Annotated in this window: 14 protein-coding genes and 2 pseudogenes; 12 read left to right on the top strand and 4 right to left on the bottom strand. The window is 68.2% G+C overall.

All coding sequences use genetic code 11. The features are described from left to right. The 5 genes and pseudogenes from pstC to phoB form a co-directional block, all read left to right on the top strand. Window positions 1–710: pseudogene (pstC, locus tag VGB60_RS04985) on the top strand (phosphate ABC transporter permease subunit PstC); the annotation flags it as partial. Beyond that, window positions 703–1,989, top strand: a complete 1,287-nt coding sequence (pstA, locus tag VGB60_RS04980; RefSeq protein ID WP_331037165.1) for a phosphate ABC transporter permease PstA — start codon at window positions 703–705, stop codon at window positions 1,987–1,989. The pseudogene pstC and the gene pstA, both read left to right, overlap by 8 nt. A gap of 177 nt (window positions 1,990–2,166) precedes the next feature. Continuing rightward, window positions 2,167–2,979 (top strand): phosphate ABC transporter ATP-binding protein PstB, encoded by an 813-nt coding sequence (pstB, locus tag VGB60_RS04975; RefSeq protein WP_414644465.1) that lies wholly within the window; start codon window positions 2,167–2,169, stop codon window positions 2,977–2,979. Then, a complete protein-coding gene (gene phoU, locus VGB60_RS04970; protein WP_331037163.1) occupies window positions 2,976–3,698 on the top strand; it encodes a phosphate signaling complex protein PhoU in 723 nt (240 codons plus the stop codon). The genes pstB and phoU overlap by 4 nt, the downstream gene beginning before the upstream one ends. 14 nt (window positions 3,699–3,712) lie before the next feature. Continuing rightward, window positions 3,713–4,402, top strand: a complete 690-nt coding sequence (gene phoB, locus VGB60_RS04965) for a phosphate regulon transcriptional regulator PhoB (RefSeq protein ID WP_331037162.1) — start codon at window positions 3,713–3,715, stop codon at window positions 4,400–4,402. On the opposite strand, the gene VGB60_RS04960 is transcribed toward phoB, so the two are convergent. Both VGB60_RS04960 and VGB60_RS04955 read right to left on the bottom strand, forming a co-directional pair. Next, a complete protein-coding gene (locus tag VGB60_RS04960) occupies window positions 4,399–5,661 on the bottom strand; it encodes a TadE/TadG family type IV pilus assembly protein (protein WP_331037161.1) in 1,263 nt (420 codons plus the stop codon). The two genes, phoB and VGB60_RS04960, sit on opposite strands and share 4 nt — an antisense overlap. A gap of 235 nt (window positions 5,662–5,896) precedes the next feature. Then, window positions 5,897–6,829: an Hsp33 family molecular chaperone gene (locus VGB60_RS04955; protein WP_331037160.1), complete on the bottom strand. Its 933-nt coding sequence runs from the start codon at window positions 6,827–6,829 to the stop codon at window positions 5,897–5,899. A gap of 162 nt (window positions 6,830–6,991) precedes the next feature. On the opposite strand from VGB60_RS04955, the gene VGB60_RS04950 reads away from it, so the two are divergent. The 6 genes and pseudogenes from VGB60_RS04950 (at window position 6,992) to VGB60_RS04925 (ending at window position 14,871) form a co-directional block, all read left to right on the top strand. Next, window positions 6,992–8,398 (top strand): SDR family oxidoreductase, encoded by a 1,407-nt coding sequence (locus VGB60_RS04950; protein WP_331037159.1) that lies wholly within the window; start codon window positions 6,992–6,994, stop codon window positions 8,396–8,398. 53 nt (window positions 8,399–8,451) lie between these two features. Beyond that, window positions 8,452–8,982, top strand: a pseudogene (locus VGB60_RS04945) (HAD-IB family phosphatase); the annotation flags it as partial. A gap of 132 nt (window positions 8,983–9,114) precedes the next feature. Then, a complete protein-coding gene (serA, locus tag VGB60_RS04940) occupies window positions 9,115–10,344 on the top strand; it encodes a phosphoglycerate dehydrogenase (protein ID WP_331037166.1) in 1,230 nt (409 codons plus the stop codon). 89 nt (window positions 10,345–10,433) lie between these two features. Continuing rightward, window positions 10,434–12,266 (top strand): autotransporter domain-containing protein, encoded by a 1,833-nt coding sequence (locus VGB60_RS04935; protein WP_331037158.1) that lies wholly within the window; start codon window positions 10,434–10,436, stop codon window positions 12,264–12,266. 217 nt (window positions 12,267–12,483) lie between these two features. Beyond that, a complete protein-coding gene (locus VGB60_RS04930) occupies window positions 12,484–13,101 on the top strand; it encodes a M23 family metallopeptidase (RefSeq protein WP_331037157.1) in 618 nt (205 codons plus the stop codon). Window positions 13,102–13,275: 174 nt separating this feature from the next. Continuing rightward, on the top strand, window positions 13,276–14,871 hold the full coding sequence (locus VGB60_RS04925) for an ATP-binding protein (protein WP_331037156.1): 1,596 nt from the start codon (window positions 13,276–13,278) through the stop codon (window positions 14,869–14,871). A gap of 3 nt (window positions 14,872–14,874) precedes the next feature. Here the strand turns inward: VGB60_RS04925 and VGB60_RS04920 are convergent, their stop codons facing one another. Further along, a complete protein-coding gene (locus VGB60_RS04920) occupies window positions 14,875–15,084 on the bottom strand; it encodes a hypothetical protein (protein ID WP_331037155.1) in 210 nt (69 codons plus the stop codon). Between the two features lie 14 nt (window positions 15,085–15,098). Beyond that, the gene (gene aceA, locus VGB60_RS04915; protein WP_331037154.1) at window positions 15,099–16,379 is read right to left on the bottom strand and encodes an isocitrate lyase; all 1,281 of its coding nucleotides are present in this window, start codon (window positions 16,377–16,379) and stop codon (window positions 15,099–15,101) included. 148 nt (window positions 16,380–16,527) lie between these two features. On the opposite strand from aceA, the gene VGB60_RS04910 reads away from it, so the two are divergent. Further along, the coding region (locus tag VGB60_RS04910; RefSeq protein WP_331037153.1) for a helix-turn-helix domain-containing protein at window positions 16,528–17,615 on the top strand (1,088 nt) is incomplete at its 3' end.

Genomic DNA, 17,615 nt, shown 5'->3' with positions numbered 1-17,615 from the left:
TGATCGCGATGACGGTCGCGGCTCCCGTGGGCCTGTTCTCGGCCATCTACCTGTCGGAGTAGGCGGGGCCGCTGTTCCGCGCCACCGTCAAGCCGTTGCTCGAGATCCTCGCGGGCGTTCCCACCGTCGTCTACGGCTTCTTCGCCGCCCTGACGGTCGCGCCGGCGTTTCGAGAGTTCTTCAACACCATCGGAGGCTGGCTGATCGGCGGGCCGCTGGACGGCCGGGGGCAGGACCTGTCGCTGGTCCAGAACCAGATGGCGCTGGTCGCGGGCGCCGTCATGGGCATCATGCTGATCCCTTTCGTCAGCTCCCTGTCCGACGACATCATCAACGCCGTGCCGCAGTCGCTGCGCGACGGCTCCTACGCGATGGGCGCGACGAAATCCGAGACGGTCAGTCGGGTGCTGCTTCCGGCCGCCCTGCCGGGCGTCGCCGGCGCCATGCTGCTGGCCATGTCGCGGGCGATCGGCGAGACCATGATCGTGACCATGGCCGCGGGCCTGGCGGCCCGGCTGACGCTGAACCCGCTCGACACCGTCACCACCGTGACCGTCCAGATCGTCACCCTGCTGACAGGCGATCAGGAGTTCAACAGCCCCAAGACGCTGTCCGCGTTCGGTCTTGGCCTGACGCTGTTCCTCGTCACCCTGATGCTGAACGTCGTCGCCCAACGCATCGTCCAGACCTATCGGCAGCAGTATGACTGACGCCGTCCGGCCCCCCGCCCTGCGCACCGATCGCCTGCGCGCGGGCCTGAAGCGCCGGTACGCCCGCGAGCGGCGCTTTCGCATGTACGGCCTGCTGGCGATTGGCTTCGCCGTGGGCTTCCTGCTGCTGCTGCTGGGCCGCATCGTCGAGCAGGGCCATACCGCGTTCTACACCCACTCGATCACAGTGCCCGTCTACATGGACCCGGCCCGCATCGACCGCGCCTATCCCCAGGGCACCAATTTCGAGCTGCTGGTCGCCGAGCAGCAGCTGGCCCGCATGGGCGTGACGGACGACGCCCAGGGCAGCCGCGCCGTCGCGATGCGCGGACTTTTCTCGTCCGAGCTGAAGTTCGCCGCCGCGCAACGCATCCAGTCGAACCCCGGCCTGATCGGTCAGACCGTGCCCATCGCGGCCCCCGTGTCCGACGACGCAGACCTGTTCCTCAAGGGTGAGATTTCGCGGGACACGCCGGCGGATCAACGGCGGCTCTCCGACCAGCAGATCGCCTGGCTGGACCAGATGGAACGGTCGGGGCTCGTCGCGGCGCGCTTCAACGCCGGCCTGTTCACCAAGGGCGACTCCACCGAGCCGGAGCTGGCGGGCGTGCTGGGCGCCGTGATCGGGTCGGCCATGATGCTGCTGGTGACCGCGCTGATCGCCATTCCGCTGGGCGTCGGCGCGGCCCTGTATCTGGAAGAGTTCGCCCCCCGCGGCCGCATCACCGACCTGATCGAGGTCAACATCAACAACCTCGCCGCCGTGCCGTCGATCATCTACGGCCTGCTCGGCCTGGCCCTGTTCATCAACTGGATGCACCTGCCGCGCGCCAGCCCGCTGGTCGGAGGACTGGTGCTGGCCCTGATGGCCCTGCCGACCATCATCATCGCCACCCGGTCGTCGCTGAAGGCGGTTCCGCCGTCGATCCGCGAGGCCGCCCTGGCCATGGGCGCGTCGCGCACCCAGACCGTCTTCCATCACACCCTGCCGCTGGCCATGCCGGGCGTGATGACCGGCGCCATCATCTCCATGGCTCACGCGCTGGGCGAGACCGCGCCCCTGCTGCTGATCGGCATGGTCAGCTTCATTCCGGGGATTCCGGGCGGGATCGCGGAACCCGCGGGGGCCCTGCCCTCGCTCGTCTATATCTGGGAGAACGCCTCCGAGCGCGCCTTCCACGAGCGCACGGCCGCCGCCATTCTCGTCCTCCTCGCCTTCATGATCGTCATGAACGCCGCCGCCATCTTCCTGCGCCGGCGGTTCGAACGCCGGTGGTAAGCTGAAATGAACTTCAACCTCTTCCGCGCTCGGGACGGCAAGGCGGGCGGCTCCGCCGATCCCTTCGACACGCCTCGCATGGGCGGCCAGGTCCTGCCGCAGGCCAAGGCGGACACCGACCGGCCTGACGAGGCGGGCGTGACCCCGGGTGAGCCTGTTCACGACGTCGGGGCGCCGATGGGAGGCGTGTCCGCCGCCTTGCCCGCCCACAAGGTCCCAGAGAGCGACATCGGCCCGATCAAGATCGCCGCCCGCGACATCTCCGTCTTCTACGGCGGCAAACAGGCGCTCTACGACGTCTCGCTGGACATCCCCGACAAGACCGTCACCGCCCTGATCGGCCCGTCTGGTTGCGGCAAGTCGACCTTTCTGCGGACGATGAACCGCATGAATGACACCATCCCGGGAGCCACTGTCACTGGCCGGATCGAGATGGACGGCGAGGACGTCAACGCCCGCTCGGTCGATCCGGTGCTGTTGCGCGCGCGGGTCGGCATGGTGTTCCAGAAGCCGAACCCCTTCCCCAAGACGATCTATGAAAACGTCGCCTACGGCCCCCGCATCCACGGGCTGGCGAGCTCGAAGGCCGAGATGGACAGCGTGGTCGAGGCGTCGCTGAAACGCGCCGGTCTCTGGGAAGAAGTCGCGGACCGGCTGCATTCGCCCGGCACCGGCCTGTCGGGCGGTCAGCAGCAGCGGCTGGTCATCGCCCGCGCCATCGCCGTCGAGCCCGAGGTCATCCTGATGGACGAGCCCTGCTCCGCGCTGGACCCGATCGCCACGGCCAAGATCGAGGAGCTGATCGACGAGCTTCGCGAGCGGTACTGCATCGTCATCGTCACCCACTCCATGGCCCAGGCCGCGCGGGTCAGCCAGCGCACGGCCTTCTTCCACCTCGGCCGTCTGGTCGAGATGGGCGACACCGAGGACATCTTCACCAATCCGCGCGAACGGCGCACGCTTGACTACATCACCGGACGGTTCGGATGAACCAGCACACCGTCAAGGCCTACGGGGACGAGCTGAACCAGTTGACGGCTGAGGTCGCCCGCATGGGCGGTCTGGCCGAGGCGCAGGTGGCGGACGCGGTCGACAGCGTCGCCCGCCGGGATGTGGCCCTCGCGCGGGCGGTGGTGGACCGCGACGCCCGACTGGACGCCATGCATCGTGACATCGAGCGGAAGGCCATACGGCTGATCGCCCTGCGCCAGCCCGTCGCGTCGGACCTGCGTCGGACGCTGGCCGCCATGAAGCTGGCGGTCGATCTGGAGCGCACCGGCGACCTCGCCAAGAACATCGCCAAGCGCGGACTGATCTTGGCCGAGGGCGAGCCGATGCCGCCGCTGACGCGGTCGATCGAGCGGATGGGCAAGCTGGTGTCGATGCGCCTGCGCGACGTGCTCGACTCCTACGCCGCCGCCGAGATCGACCGCGCCGTCGCCGTCTGGAACACCGACGATGAGGTCGACGAGCACTACAACGCCCTGTTCCGCGAGCTGCTGACCTACATGATGGGCGATCCGCGCACGATCACCGCCGGGACCCACCTGCTGTTCATGGCCAAGAACCTCGAACGCATCGGCGACCACGCCACCAATATCGCCGAGACCATCTACTACGAGATCACCGGCCAGGAATTCACCGGGGAGCGCCCCCGCTGGAACCCAGCGCCCGGCGACGACGCGCCGCAGCCGACACCGCCCGCCTGACTGGAGACGAGCCTGTGCAGCCCTATGTTCTGGTGATGGAAGACGAGGACGCCCTGGCGACCTTGCTCTCGTACAACCTTGAGAAGGAAGGCTACCGCGTGGTGGTGGCCTCCGACGGCGAGGAAGGCATGCTCCAGATCGACGAGCGGCTGCCGGATCTGGTCCTGCTGGACTGGATGCTGCCGAAGCTGTCGGGGATCGAGGTCTGTCGTCGCATCCGCGGGCGCGCCGAGACCCGCAACCTGCCGATCATCATGCTGACCGCGCGCGGCGAGGAAAGCGACCGCATCCGCGGCCTCGACACGGGCGCTGACGACTATCTGACCAAGCCGTTCTCGATGTCGGAGCTCATCGCCCGCATCCGCGCCGTGCTGCGCCGCATCCGTCCGGGCCTGGCCGACGACCGGATCAACCACGGAGACATCGTCATCGACCGGGTCGCGCACCGCGTCCGCCGCGCCGGCAACGAGATTCACCTCGGACCGACGGAGTTCCGCCTGCTGGATCACCTGATGCAGCACCCGGGCCGGGTGTTCAGCCGCGAGCAGCTGCTGGACGCGGTCTGGGGTTCGGACGTTTACGTGGAGGCCCGAACCGTCGACGTCCACGTCGGCCGCCTGCGCAAGGCGCTGAACGTCGAGGGCACCGTCAACCCGATCCGCACCGTGCGTTCGGCCGGATACTCGCTGGACCTCGGCGGCTAGTTGATCAGGCGCGAGCCGCCGGCGCGGTTTCCGACCCCGGAGGGCACAGGCACGTCGGACGCGCTGTAGTTGGCGTTGATGAACAGCGAGGGCGACCCCTTCATCTGCATCTCCTTGGCCACGATCACGGTCCAGGCGCTGTCCTTGGCGACGCTGGACTTGCCTTCGACGATGAGTCTGGCGGCGGGTACATAGATCACGCCCAGCAGGCTTTCGACGTGGTCGGCCGAGATGATGAAGTCCTGCGTATTGTCGCGGGTGCCGCCCATGACGATCCCGGCGTAAGGGCCTTCCTTGCGACCGTCCAGGTTCACGACCGCCTGATCCTTGAACTCGAACTTGGACGCCTTGTCGAAGAACAGGACGACATCCTGCCCCTCAAGACGGGCGGTCTCCTTGATGATCAGGTGGCCGCCGAGGAAGAAGTGGTCGCCCGCCGCCAAGATGATCTTCGCGGTGCCTGAGGCGTCAATGCCGCCGCAGTGCTGCCCGGCGGGGATGTAGTGGGTGCCCGAGCTGACGATCAGTCGTCCGTTGGTCAGCTCCGCGACCGTGCAGTTCAACTTCTTGGCTCTGTCAAGATCGAGGCCCGCGAACGGGTCGGCGATGCGGACCGCCCCCACGTTCGCCGAAGGGCTTATGAATCCGCGGGCGCTGGTGACGGCCTGGACCATGGCGGCGGTGATGCTGCCGCCTTCGACGTCGATGTCGCGGTTGGAGTGGACCATGCAGGCCGGCGCGTTCATCCGGCTGGCGTCCTTGACGTTCAGCAGTTTGGAGCCTGTCTCTCCGGTCGTCAGAACGCACAGCGGGACCAGACCCACGGTAGAGGCCGTAGCATCGCCGACGAAGTTCCAGCCGCCGGGCGGCAGAAGATTGGCGAAGAACGAAGGGCGGTTGCCCCTCAGCAGCACGCGAAGCGCCCGCTGCCCGCCCCGTTGGATCACCTCATAGGTGGCTACATAGGTGGGAGCATCGTGCCATTCGCTCATCTGGGCGCGTACGAAAGCGTCCGCCTGTTCCCGGGCCGGCGCGCCGTCTGTCGCCAGCGACAGGGCGGCGGCGCCCGCCAGAGCCCCGGAGTCCGCGATCGCCTGGATGCGCCCCTTGGCGGTATGAACCGCCATCAGGTCGATCGCGCCGACGGCCAGCATGATCACCGCCGGGCCGGCGAGCGCGAACTTGAGCGCGATCGATCCGTCGCTGGCGCCGAGGAAGCGTCGGACCCCATCCACGCACTGACGCAGAAGCCCGCTCACAGGCCCTGCCGTCCGGATTGATCGGCGTCAGGTAGGATAATCACGATACTGGTCCCGACAGCACACACGGGGCGTGCAACGTCCGCATCGTCGCGCCCACCGGTTAAGGTTCAGTATCTGCTTGTTAAAAAACGGGCAGGCATCTGTCTGCCTTCCGACACAAGCGCGGCCGCAAAACGGATGCTGCGATCAGCGCGTCAGATCTCGAGAGATCGGCCTATTGAGGTGCGCGGGTTTACTCTGAAGAGGCGGCGGCGACTTCTTCAGGCGTCAGTTGATACACGGTCGCGCAGTACTCGCACGTCACCCTGATCTTGCCGTCCGGCTCAACCATGTCGGCCCGCTCCGCGGGTGAGAAAGAGGTCAGCACGCCGGCGATGCGGTCGCGCGAGCAGCGGCACTGCGCGACCAGAGCCCGGGCGTCCTCCAGCCTAACGCCGTCCTCGTGGAACAGGCGAAACAGCAGGGTTTCAGGCGTTATGGTGGGATCCAGCAGTTCGTCGTCGGCGAGCGTCTGGAACAGTGCGCGCGACCGGTCCCAGGCCTCTTCGGTGGAGCCCCGCGCGTCGTCGCCGGCGATCAGCTGGATCAGCGCCCCACCGGCCCGCCAGCCCGAGCCCTTGTCGGTCATGACCGAGCCGACCGACAGCCGCACGCGGGTCGGAATCTGCTCCGACTGCTGGAAATAGTGTTCCGCGGCGAGGGAGAGGCTCTCGCCCTCGATCGGGGTGATCCCCTGGGTCCGCTCGAAATCCGGCCCGCGGTCGAGCGTCATGACGAAGACGCCCTGCCCCAGCAGCGAGCGCGCCCCGGGACGGGCGAAGCCCTGTGAGGCGGAGGCGACCTCGGCCTCGTCGAAACGGCAGTAGCCCCGCATATGCCCTTGAGTGTCGTAGTCGGCGACGACATAGCGCACCGGTCCATCCCCTTGCGCCTGCACGATCAGCCGGCCCTCGAACTTCAGCGCCGAGCCCACCAGCGCGGCCAGGGTGCAGGCCTCGCCCAGCAGGGCGGCGACCGGCTCAGGGTAGGCGTGCGCCGACAGGATGGCGTCGATCGTCGCGCCCAACCGCACCAACCGACCGCGCACGGGCCAGCCCTCGATCTGGAAGGCGGCCGCCAGATCGTCGGCGGGGTGTGCGGGCGTTGCGGGCGCGGGGTCGGTCACGAACGGTCCTGAAGTTTCGGTGCGGCGGGGAGCGCCCCCAGATAGGCGAGGCGGTCGCGAAAGGTAAGGCCCGCGTGCTAGAGCAGGAACCCGCGAGGTTTCCGCCCCGTTCCCCAGACCGCGTTTCGACAAGACCCCCTCCCCGACAGCCCCGGCATCCGCATGACCCGAGCGAACCTGAAGCCCCTGGACCAGCAGGCCGTGGTCATCACCGGCGCGACGTCGGGCATCGGCCTGGCCACCGCGCGGCGCGCGGCGAAAGCGGGCGCTTGCGTCTTTCTGATCGCGAGAGGCGAGAACGACCTGAAGGCCCTGTGCGAAGAGCTGCAGGCCACCGGCGCCCGCGCCGCGTGGGCCGTCGCCGACGTCGCCGACAAGGTCGCGCTGAGTGAGGCGGCGGACAAGTGCCGGCGTCTGTTCGGCGGCTTCGACACCTGGGTCAACAACGCCGGCGTCTCGATCTTCGGCGCGATCAGCGAGACGGCCATCGAGGATCAGCGGCGGCTGTTCGAGACCAACTACTGGGGCGTCGTCAACGGTTCGCTTGTGGCGGCGGAACACCTGCGCGAGCGGCCGGGGGGCGGAGCCATCGTCAATGTGGGCTCGGTTCTCTCCGACGCGCCCATCCCCATCCAGGGTGTCTATTCCGCCTCCAAGCATGCGGTGAAGGGGTTCACCAACGCCTTCCGCATGGAGCTGATGCGCGAAAAGGCGCCGATCACCGTCAGCCTGGTGAAGCCGGCCGCCATCGACACCCCCTACAACAAGCATGCCCGCAACCTGACAGGTCAGGCGATGCAGAATCCCCAGCCGGTCTATGCGACCCATGTCGTCGCGGACACGATCCTGTACTGCGCCAGCCACCCGATCCGCGAGATCACCGTCGGCGGGGGCGGCCGAGTGATCACCAGCTTCTATTCGTTGCTGCCAGGCTTGGCGGAACCACTTTTCGCCCGGTTCGCTCCTAGCCTGATGCGGGACCGGGGTTCCGCCTATCAGCCGTACGAGGACGGGCTTTACGAAGCCAGCGACGACGGTCTGTCAGAAGAGGTCTATTATCCGATGGTTCGACAGTTCTCAGCCTTGGCCGAAGTTCGCAAACACCCGGGAATAACCGGCGGCGTGGTCGCGATCCTCGCCGGCGTCGGGCTGGCGGCGATCCTGCTGAATCAGCGCAGCGGCCCGACCCGCTACGAGCGGATTCGCGGGCGTCTGGACCCGCGCGGCTGGGTCGACGCCGGCTCGCTGCGCGACCGCTTCGGCGATCTCGCCGAGACGGTGCGCCATGGTCTGAGCGACGCCGGCGAACGCGCCTCGGAGTTGGGCGAGGACGCGCGGCACCGCGGCGAACGCATCTTGCACAGCGCAAGACATTCCTCACGCAAGGCGTTGAAGAAGCAGAGCAAGGCGGCGCGTCGCTACGCTCGGGACGCGGGAACCTACGCCCGCGAGCACGCCCGTGAGGGCGGGGCCGTTCTCGCGCTGGTGACGATCGCCGCCGCCATCGGCGCCGCCGCGCTGGACGCCCGGCGGCCTGACAGCCGCCTGCGCAGCCTCGGCAAGTTCTAGGAGCGCGCCGCGCGGCCATTGCTGCGCCTGCGAAGGTCGTTCAAGGTCCGGCGATGGCCGTCGCGACCACCTACGTCTTTGACTTCGACTCTACTCTCGTTCGGATCGAGACGCTTGAGGCCTTGGCGGAGGTCGTGCTGGCTGGCGAGGCGAATGCGGAGGCCGTCCGCGCCGACATCGCCGCACTGACCGATCAGGCCATGAGCGGCCAACTGTCATTCGGCGTCGCCCTGCAACGGCGTCTCGACCTGCTGCCTCTCACCCGACAGCATGTTCTCGGATTGGCGGGCCGCATCTTGGATGAGCTGTCGCCCTCCGTCGCCCGCAACCAGGCCTTCTTCCGCGACAACGCGGGCTTTATCCTCATCGTCTCCGGCGGTTTCCGGGAGATCATCGCGCCCGTCGCCGAACGGCTCGGCGTTCCACCGGAGCGGGTGCTGTGCAACGACCTCCTCTACGACGACGAGGACCGCGTCATCGGAGTCGATCCGGCCAATCCGCTCGCGAGTGAAGGCGGCAAGTCTCTCGCGCTTCAGAGCCTCGGTCTCGGCCGCCGCGTCGTGATGGTCGGCGACGGCTGGACCGACGCCGAGGTCCGGCTCTCCGGCGTCGCGGATCGTTTTCACGCCTTCACCGAGGTCGTGAGACGGGACAGGGTCGTCGAGGCCGCCGACGTCGAATCCCGCTCCATCGACGAGTTCCTGCACGCGGAAGGTCTGGCGGGTCGCTGGTCGTACCCACGCGGGCGAATTCGCATCCTGTTGCTGGAGGCGATCCACCCGGCCGCCGTGGAGCGGCTGCGCGAGGCGGGTTATTCGGTGGAGACGCGAACCGGCGCCGTGGCCGAGGACGAGCTGATCGAGGCGCTGCAGGGCGTGCATGTGCTCGGCGTCCGCTCGAAGACCCAGGTCAGCGCGCGGGTGCTGGAGGCCGCGAACCGGCTGATGGCGATCGCGGCCTTCTGCATCGGGACCAACCAGATCGATCTCGAGGCGGCCGCGGCGCGTGGGGTCGCCGTGTTCAACGCGCCCTATTCGAACACCCGCTCGGTGGTCGAGCTCGCGGTCGGCCTGACCATCGCCCTTTTGCGGGACGTGCCCGACAAGTCGGCGGCCATGCACAGGGGCGAGTGGAACAAGTCGGCGGCGGGTTCGCGCGAGCTGCGCGGCAAGACCCTCGGCATCGTCGGCTACGGCGCCATCGGATCGCAGCTGTCCGTGCTCGCCGAGGGGTTGGGCATGCGCGTGATCTTCCACGACCTGACGGAGCGGCTGGCGCTCGGCAACGCCCGGCCCGCGGCGTCGCTCGACGCCCTGCTGGCCGAGAGCGACGTCGTCAGCCTGCATGTCGATGGTCGCGCGGAGAACAGCGCCCTGATCGGCGCCGCCCAGTTCGGGCGGATGAAGCCCGGAGCCCTGCTGCTCAACCTCTCGCGCGGCCACATCGTCGACATCGGCGCTTTGGCGCAGGCCCTCGGATCGGGTCGGATCGGCGGCGCCGCGCTCGACGTGTTCCCCGAGGAGCCGGCGACCAACGCAGAGCCGTTCGACAGCCCGCTGCGGGGCCTGCGCAACGTCATCCTTACGCCTCACATCGGCGGCTCGACCGAGGAGGCGCAGGAAGCGATCGGGGCGTTCGCAGCCGAGCGGCTGCTGGCTTATCTGAACCGCGGCGACACCACCTTTTGCGTCAACCTGCCGAACGTGCAGTTGGCCGAGGTCTCCGGCGCGCACCGGATCCTGCACATCCACCGAAATCAGCCCGGCGTGCTGGCCGAGCTGAACCGCGCCCTCGCCAGCGCCGGACTGAACATCCTGGGGCAGCACCTGAAGACCGATGATCGCACCGGATACGTGATCACAGACGTCGACCGGGACTATGATCCGACTTCGCTACAGGCGCTTCGGAGTGTTGCCGGAACGCTGCGGTTCCGGATGCTGCACTGAAACCTTCCCTGACGGCATCTTGCGCCGTTCTGCAAGGGGCGCACACTCTCGCATAACGGCCGCATGTGACGGTCGAGGGAGGATCATCGATGTCTCGTTTCCTGCGCGGTGCGGCGCTCGCCGCACTGTCGGTCGCCGCCGCCGGCGCCATGGCTTCGGCCGCCAACGCCCAGACCTACAACCGCCTCGTCGTGTTCGGCGACAGCCTGAGCGACAACGGCAACCTGTACGCCGCGACAGGCAATACGACACCAACGTCACCCCCCTACTTCCAGGGCCGGTACTCGAACGGGCCGGTCTTCACCGAACTGCTGGGCTTCAACGCCGGGCGCTCGGCCGCCGGCGCGCCGCGCACGGGCAGCATCAACTACGCCTACGGCGGGGCGCGCACCGATTCGTCGGCCTTCCCGCCCGGCATGCGCAATCAGCTGCTGCAGTACACCAGCGGGGGCGGGACCTTCTCGTCGACCGATCTGGTTAGCGTTCTGGGCGGCGCCAACAACATCTTCCAGGCCTTCCCCGGCGCGGCGGCCAATCCCGCGACGGCTCAGTCGACCATGCAGGCCGTGGCGGTGTCGGCTGCTTCGGACATCAACTTCATCGTCAACAGCATCGCGGGCGCCGGCGCGGGCACCGTCATGGTGTCGAACCTGCCCAGTCTCGCGCTCACGCCCCAGTTTTCGGCCAGCAACCCGGCCGTTGGAGCGCAAGGATCGGCCCTTGCCGACTTCGCCACCACGACATTCAACTCGGCGCTCCTGAGCGGACTGACCACGGTCGCGGCGAACAGGCCGAACACCAACGTCATTCTGGTCGATCTCTACAAGATCGGCGCGACCCTGGCGGCCAACCCCGGGGCCTTCGGCCTGACCAACGTCACGGCGCCCTGCTTCAACGGCGCAACGGTCTGCGCGACGCCGGACACCTATCTGTACTGGGACGGCGTTCACCCGACCGCGGCCGGACACAAGCTGCTGGCTCAGCTGGCGACCGACTATATCTACTACGGCGACATCGGGGCGCAATCGACGGTTCAGGCCGAGACGGCCTTCCGCCAGCGTGAAGACCTGCTGGACCTCGCCAGCGAAGGGCTGTCGGGCCGGGCGGCCTGGGAAGAAGGCACCCACCTGACCGTCGGGGCTCTCGCGGACAGCGTCGAAACAGACGCGCGCGGGGTCGTGGGTGAGGCCGAAGCCACCGGCTGGGGCGTGCGTGCCGGCCTGGACCACGTCATGTCGGGCGGGATGCGCTTCGGCATGGCGGCGACCCTGCGCAACGCGGACGTCGAGGCGGGGGCGATGGACTTCGAGGTCCGCAGCTACGCCTTCGACCTGTACGCCGGTTGGCGCGGGGGCGCCCACTTCGTCAACGCGGCCGTGGGCGGATCGGTCGATCAGTACGACGACATCACCCGCGTGACCTCCCTCGCCCCGATCGTCCACACGGGCGGGACGGACGGCGGCAGCGTCGGCGCGCGCATCCAGGGCGGCTTGTGGTTCGACATGGGCGGCATCGCCCTGTCGCCCCGCGCCGCGCTCAGCTTCGTCTCGACCGACGTCAACGGCTATACCGAACAGGGCGTCGCCGCCCAGTACGAGTACCTCGACCGCACGGTGAAGGGGACGAGCGGCGAAATCTCGCTGCGGGCGGAAGGCGGCGGCGACGGAATGAGCTTCTTCGTCGAAGGCGGCTATCGCGAGTCGTTCGGCGACGGCAGCGACGCCGTCGGGACCCGCATCGCCGGCAACCCGGCGCAGGTGCTGTACCGCGATGTCGACGATCCGTTCGGCGGGTCGGTCATCGCTTCGGCCGGCGTTAATGCGGATCTCGGTCCCGTGACGATGTCGGTCGGATATCGCGGCCGGTTCGGAGATGAAGCCAAGAGCCACATGGGCGCCATCACCTTCCGCCTGCCTCTGTAAACAGGCTCGTTCAAGCGGCGCTGAACGGGCGCGCGACCAGGCGGTCGCGCGCCCGCTTTGCGTTTGTTCCCCCCTGCGACGAACCGCCGCCCCCTGTCGCCCCATTCGGGCCTTCTGGAGTCTTAGAACGGCGTCTCCGGTTGTCCGGGACGTCGCGCTGTCGCGGCCCACCGGCGCCTTCCCTGCTCTTCCCGAGCCGACACGGAGCCGACGCCGCATGCGACGCCTGTTACCGACCGCCCGGTCGTTTCTGATTCATTCGGGCCACGCCGCCGCCCTCGCCGGCGTCGCCGTTCTGGCCATGGCGTTCGCGCCGCTCCCTTCGCCCGACACGGCCGCCCCCGGGGGCGCCCTCGCCGTCCCGGAGACGCCGCCTGTAACCGCCGTGGCGGAGGCCGCCGGCCCGGTGGTCCGCGAGATCGCCTTCGACACGCCCGTGAAGGGGTATGAGATCAACTCCCCGTTCGGTCCGCGACGCCTGTCGGGTCAGACGGCCCGCAATCATGAAGGCGTCGACATCGCCGCGCCCCAAGGCACCTCGGTTTACGTCGCCGCCGAAGGCTCGGTCGTGCGCTCCGGCTACGACGCCGGCGGCTATGGTCGGTTCGTGGAGATCCGGCATCCCAACGGCATGAGCACCCTCTACGGTCACCTCAGCCGCCTGGACGTCGCCTCGGGTGATCGCCTCAGCGCCGGCGAAAAGATCGGCCTGGTCGGCTCCACCGGCCGCTCGACCGGTCCCCACCTCCATTTCGAAGTTAGCCGCGGCGGGCAGCAGATCAATCCCGTCAAGGTTATGGGCCGGTCGTTCGAAGTGGTCCTGGCCGACGCCTGATCTTCGCGGCCGGCCGTAAGTCTGGCAGTCCACCCACGGTTTCTTCACCACTGCAGGTCATGGTGGCGGGCTGGAGGGGGGCCTGGACCTGGTTCTGCACGACATCCTTGCTGACCGTGAAGCGCGCCTCGCGTCCGGCGCCTGTCGTTGCCGCGCCCCGAGAGGGGCTGCGTCATGAAGCTCTGGCGGAGCCGCTCAAGGACGACCGACGCGCTGGTTCACATCCGTGAAGCCATCGACGCCATGCCCGACGGCATCGCCGTGTTCGATGCGGACGACCGGCTGGTTCTGTGGAACACCCGCTATTCTCAGGTGAACCGCGAACTGTCGTCCAACCTGCAGGTCGGGATGAGCTTTCGCGACATCATTCAGATCGGGCTGAATGATCGGCTTTATGCAGACGCGCTGGGCCGCGAAAGCGTGTGGACCGCGGAACGGATGGCGGCCCGCGCCCAACCCTCCAACACCCTTGAGCAGCGGATCGCCGGCGACCGCTGGATCCGGGTTTCAGACAGGCGCACTGCGGCCGGCGGCATTGTCACCGTCTGCACGGACATCACGGATCTGAAGAACGACGCCCGCGCCCTGGCCGAGGCCCGCGACGCAGCGCAGACCGCCAATGGCGCCAAGAGCCAATTCCTCGCCAACATGAGCCATGAGATCCGCACGCCCCTGAACGGCGTCATAGGACTGGCGCAGGCCATGGCTCGGACCGAACTCACTGCCCAGCAACGCGAGATGCTGGAGCTGATTCAGTCTTCCGGCCAGACGCTCCAGGTCCTGCTCAGCGACATCCTCGATCTGGCGCGCGTCGAGTCCGGCCGTCTCGAACTGGCGAATGAGCCGTTTGATCTGGGACGGGCCGTTCGCGACGCCGCCCAGCTATATGAGGCGGCGGCGTGTGAAAAAGGACTGCAGTTCTTCGTCGAGATCGCCGATGACGCCGACCGCTGGGTCTCCGGGGACCTCGTCCGGCTGAAGCAGATCCTGACCAATCTGGTCTCCAATGCGGTCAAGTTCACGAGCCAGGGCTTTGTCAGCCTCATCGCCGGCGCGGGACCGGACCGCGAGGGCCGCGCGACCCTGCGCTTCACCGTCGAGGACACCGGGATCGGCTTCGACTGCGCCACCCGCGAGCGGCTGTTCAGCCGCTTCGAACAGGCGGACGGCGGCATCACGCGCCAGTTCGGCGGTTCGGGCCTGGGGCTGGCGATCTCGCGGCAGCTCGCAGAGATGATGGGCGGCGAGCTGGACTGCGAAAGCGAGCCCGGCGGGGGGTCGGCCTTCATCCTGACTGTTCCCTTCGTCGCCGCCGAAGCGCCCGCCGCGTCTGCCGCCGTCGTGGAACAGGATCACGGGGACGGCGCCGCATTGCGCGTGCTGGTGGCCGACGACCACCCGGTCAATCGCAAGGTCGTCGAGATGATGCTGGCCGGCGTCGGAGCCGAACTGACGATGGTCGAGAACGGCGTCGAGGCCCTGGACGCCTGCCGCAGCGGCGACTTCGACCTGATCCTGATGGATATGCAAATGCCGTTGATGGACGGCCTGACGGCGACCCGGGAAATCAGGCTTCACGAGGCCGCCTTGGGTCTTCAGCGGACGCCGATCGTCATGCTGACCGCCAACGCCCTGGCGGAACACGTCGCGGCGACGGAAGCAGCCGGCGCCGACCGCCATCTGGCCAAGCCCTTCGAGGCGGCGGATCTGCTGGGCCTGATCGACGCCCTGCCCCGCCGCCCCGCCTCCGAGGCCTCCATCGCCGCCTAAGACCTACTCGTAGCCGTGGGCGGCTTCGTTGATCACCTGCGAAGGCATGGACGAGAAGTCGACGGCGACCGGCCGTCCGGCCTTGGCCTGCAGCGTCTTGATCACGTGCTCCAGCCGGCGGCGGACCTCACGTTCGGCTTCCGTGCCGGTATCGAGGTTCAGGGGGGCCAGACAAAAGTCGATGATGGCCTGCGGTCGGGTCAGCGGTTCCATGGGGTCTCTCCTGTTCATTCGGCGGCGACGAACTGCGCCGTTTCGGTGGAATCCTTGAGGGCGGTGGTCGAGGACTGGCCGTTCGAGATGACCGTGGCGACCTGATCGAAATAACCGGTCCCCACCTCGCGCTGGTGGCGGGTGGCGGTGTAGCCCGCCGCCTCGTTGGCGAACTCGCGCTGCTGCAGTTCCGAATAGGCGGCCATGCCGCGGTCCCGGTAACCGTCCGCCAGCTCGAACATCGAGTTGTTCAGCGCGTGGAAGCCGGCCAGTGTCACGAACTGGAATTTGTAGCCCATGGCCCCGAGCTCGCGCTGGAACTTGGCGATGGTGGCGTCGTCCAGCTTGGCCTTCCAGTTGAACGACGGCGAGCAGTTGTAGGCCAAGAGCTTGCCGGGATGCTCGCGGTGCACGGCCTCGGCGAAACGCCGGGCGTCGTCCAGATCGGGGTGCGAGGTCTCCCACCACAGCACATCGGCGTACCGGGCGTAGGACAGGCCGCGCGCGATGCAGTGGTCCAGACCCGTGCCCGCCTTCAAGCGGAAGAAGCCTTCGGGCGTGCGGTTATCCGAGTCGATGAAGGGTCGGTCGCGCTCGTCCACGTCCGAAGTGATCAGTTGGGCGCTCTCGGCGTCCGTGCGGGCCACGGTCAGGGTCGGCGTACCCATGACGTCGGCCGCCAGGCGCGCCGCGATCAGGTTGCGCTCATGCGCCTGGGTCGGGATCAGCACCTTGCCGCCGAGGTGGCCGCACTTCTTCTCCGACGCCAGTTGGTCTTCGAAATGGACCCCAGCCGCGCCGGCCTCGATGAAGGCCTTCATGATCTCGAAGCTGTTCAGCGGCCCGCCGAAGCCCGCCTCAGCGTCGGCGACGATGGGGGCGAACCAGTCGCGCTTCGCTCCGCCCTCGGCGTGCTCGATCTGGTCGGCGCGCTGCAGGGTGCGGTTGATGCGACGGCAAAGCTCGGGCGCGGCGTTTGCGGGGTACAGCGACTGGTCGGGGTACATCGCCCCGGCTGTGTTGGCGTCGGCCGCCACCTGCCAGCCTGAGAGATAGATCGCCTTCAGCCCCGCGCGGACCATCTGCATGGCCTGGTTTCCGGTCACCGCGCCGAGGGCGTTGATGAACGGCTCCTCGTGCAGCAGCTCCCACAGGCGGTTCGCGCCCCGGGTCGCCAGCGTGTGGGTGATCGGCACCGAGCCGCGCAGCCTTAGTACGTCGTCCGGCGTGTAGGGACGCTCGACGCCGTCGAAGCGGCCGCTGGGGGATGGGACGAGGTCTGCGAAGGTGGTCATCGTCGTCGGTCTCTGTTGCTCGGCCATAAGGCCCGTCCGACGAGGAAACACGCTCCAGTCACGAATGATACAGCAGTGCGAGAGCCCCAGTGGTCGCTTGGTCACATCATGACACTTGCTGTTAAGTCATGTTGTGACCTAATGCGGTATGGACGCGATTCCCGAGCGCAAACTGTTCCTGGGCGGCCGGCTCAAGCGGCTCCGGCGAGAACTGGCGCTGACCCAGACGGCCATGGCGGCCGACCTCGGCGTCTCACCCAGCTATCTGAACCATATCGAGCGCAACCAGCGGCCCGTCTCGGCGCAGCTGCTGCTCCGTCTCGCCGACACCTACGACATCGACCTGCGCACCTTCGGTCAGAGCGGCGGTCCGGCCTCGGAGGCGGAGCTCACGGAGGCGCTGGCGGACCCGGTGTTCCAGGGAGTGGCCGTGCCCCGCCACGAGATCATCCAGCTGGCGGAGGACCAGCCCGCCGCCGCCGACGCCCTGCTGCGCCTGTATCGGGCCTTCGCCGGTCGCCGCAGCCGGGATCAGGCGGCGCCGGACGCGGTCGACGACAGTCCGCCGGAGTGGGTGCGGGAATATATCCAGTCCCGGCGCAATCACTTCCCCGAACTCGATGCGCTCGGGGAGGCGCTGGCGCAGGCGATGGACCTCGACACGCCGGGCGAACCGTTCGAGACGCGCACGCGGGCGCGGCTGCAGGCGCGGCACGGCCTGGCGGTGCGGACCCTGCCGGCCGAAGTCATGGTCGAGTGGACGCGCCGCTTCGATCCCCACCGTCGCCGTCTGCTGCTGTCCGAAACGCTGGGCCCCTCCTCTCGCACCTTCGCTGTCGCCTTCCAGCTGGCGCTGGCCGAGCACGACGCCGAACTGACCGCCCTGACCGAGGCCGCGGCGCCGCCCGACGAACCGACCCGGCGGCTGCTCAAGGTCTCGCTGGCCAACGCGCTCGCGGCCGCCATACTGATGCCCTACGCCGCCTTCCAGCGCGTGGCCGAGGAGACCGGCTACGACCTGGCGCGCCTGCAGGCCCGGTTCGGGGTCAGCTTCGAGCAGGCGGCGCACCGCCTGACCACCCTGTCGCGGCCGACGGCGCGGGGCGTGCCCTTCTTCCTCATGCGCGTCGATCAGGCGGGCAATGTGTCAAAGCGGTACGCGTCCGGCGCCTTCCCCTTCTCGCGCTTCGGCGGGGCCTGCCCCCGCTGGCGGCTGCACAGCGCCTTCCGCACGCC

Source organism: Brevundimonas sp. (assembly GCF_036399195.1).
Lineage (GTDB): Bacteria > Pseudomonadota > Alphaproteobacteria > Caulobacterales > Caulobacteraceae > Brevundimonas.
The sequence above is the reverse complement of the archived record's forward strand: the minus strand, read 5'-3'. Positions and strand labels throughout refer to the sequence as shown.

Bases quoted from the DNA above. Each gene is read 5' to 3' on its own strand.
- pstB (WP_414644465.1), top strand. From the start codon at position 2,167: ATGGGAGGCGTGTCCGCCGCCTTGCCCGCCCACAAGGTCCCAGAGAGC.
- VGB60_RS04930 (WP_331037157.1), top strand. From the start codon at position 12,484: ATGCGACGCCTGTTACCGACCGCCCGGTCGTTTCTGATTCATTCGGGC.
- VGB60_RS04935 (WP_331037158.1), top strand. From the start codon at position 10,434: ATGTCTCGTTTCCTGCGCGGTGCGGCGCTCGCCGCACTGTCGGTCGCC.
- pstA (WP_331037165.1), top strand. From the start codon at position 703: ATGACTGACGCCGTCCGGCCCCCCGCCCTGCGCACCGATCGCCTGCGC.
- VGB60_RS04925 (WP_331037156.1), top strand. From the start codon at position 13,276: ATGAAGCTCTGGCGGAGCCGCTCAAGGACGACCGACGCGCTGGTTCAC.
- phoU (WP_331037163.1), top strand. From the start codon at position 2,976: ATGAACCAGCACACCGTCAAGGCCTACGGGGACGAGCTGAACCAGTTG.
- aceA (WP_331037154.1), bottom strand. From the start codon at position 16,379: ATGACCACCTTCGCAGACCTCGTCCCATCCCCCAGCGGCCGCTTCGAC.
- VGB60_RS04950 (WP_331037159.1), top strand. From the start codon at position 6,992: ATGACCCGAGCGAACCTGAAGCCCCTGGACCAGCAGGCCGTGGTCATC.
- VGB60_RS04920 (WP_331037155.1), bottom strand. From the start codon at position 15,084: ATGGAACCGCTGACCCGACCGCAGGCCATCATCGACTTTTGTCTGGCC.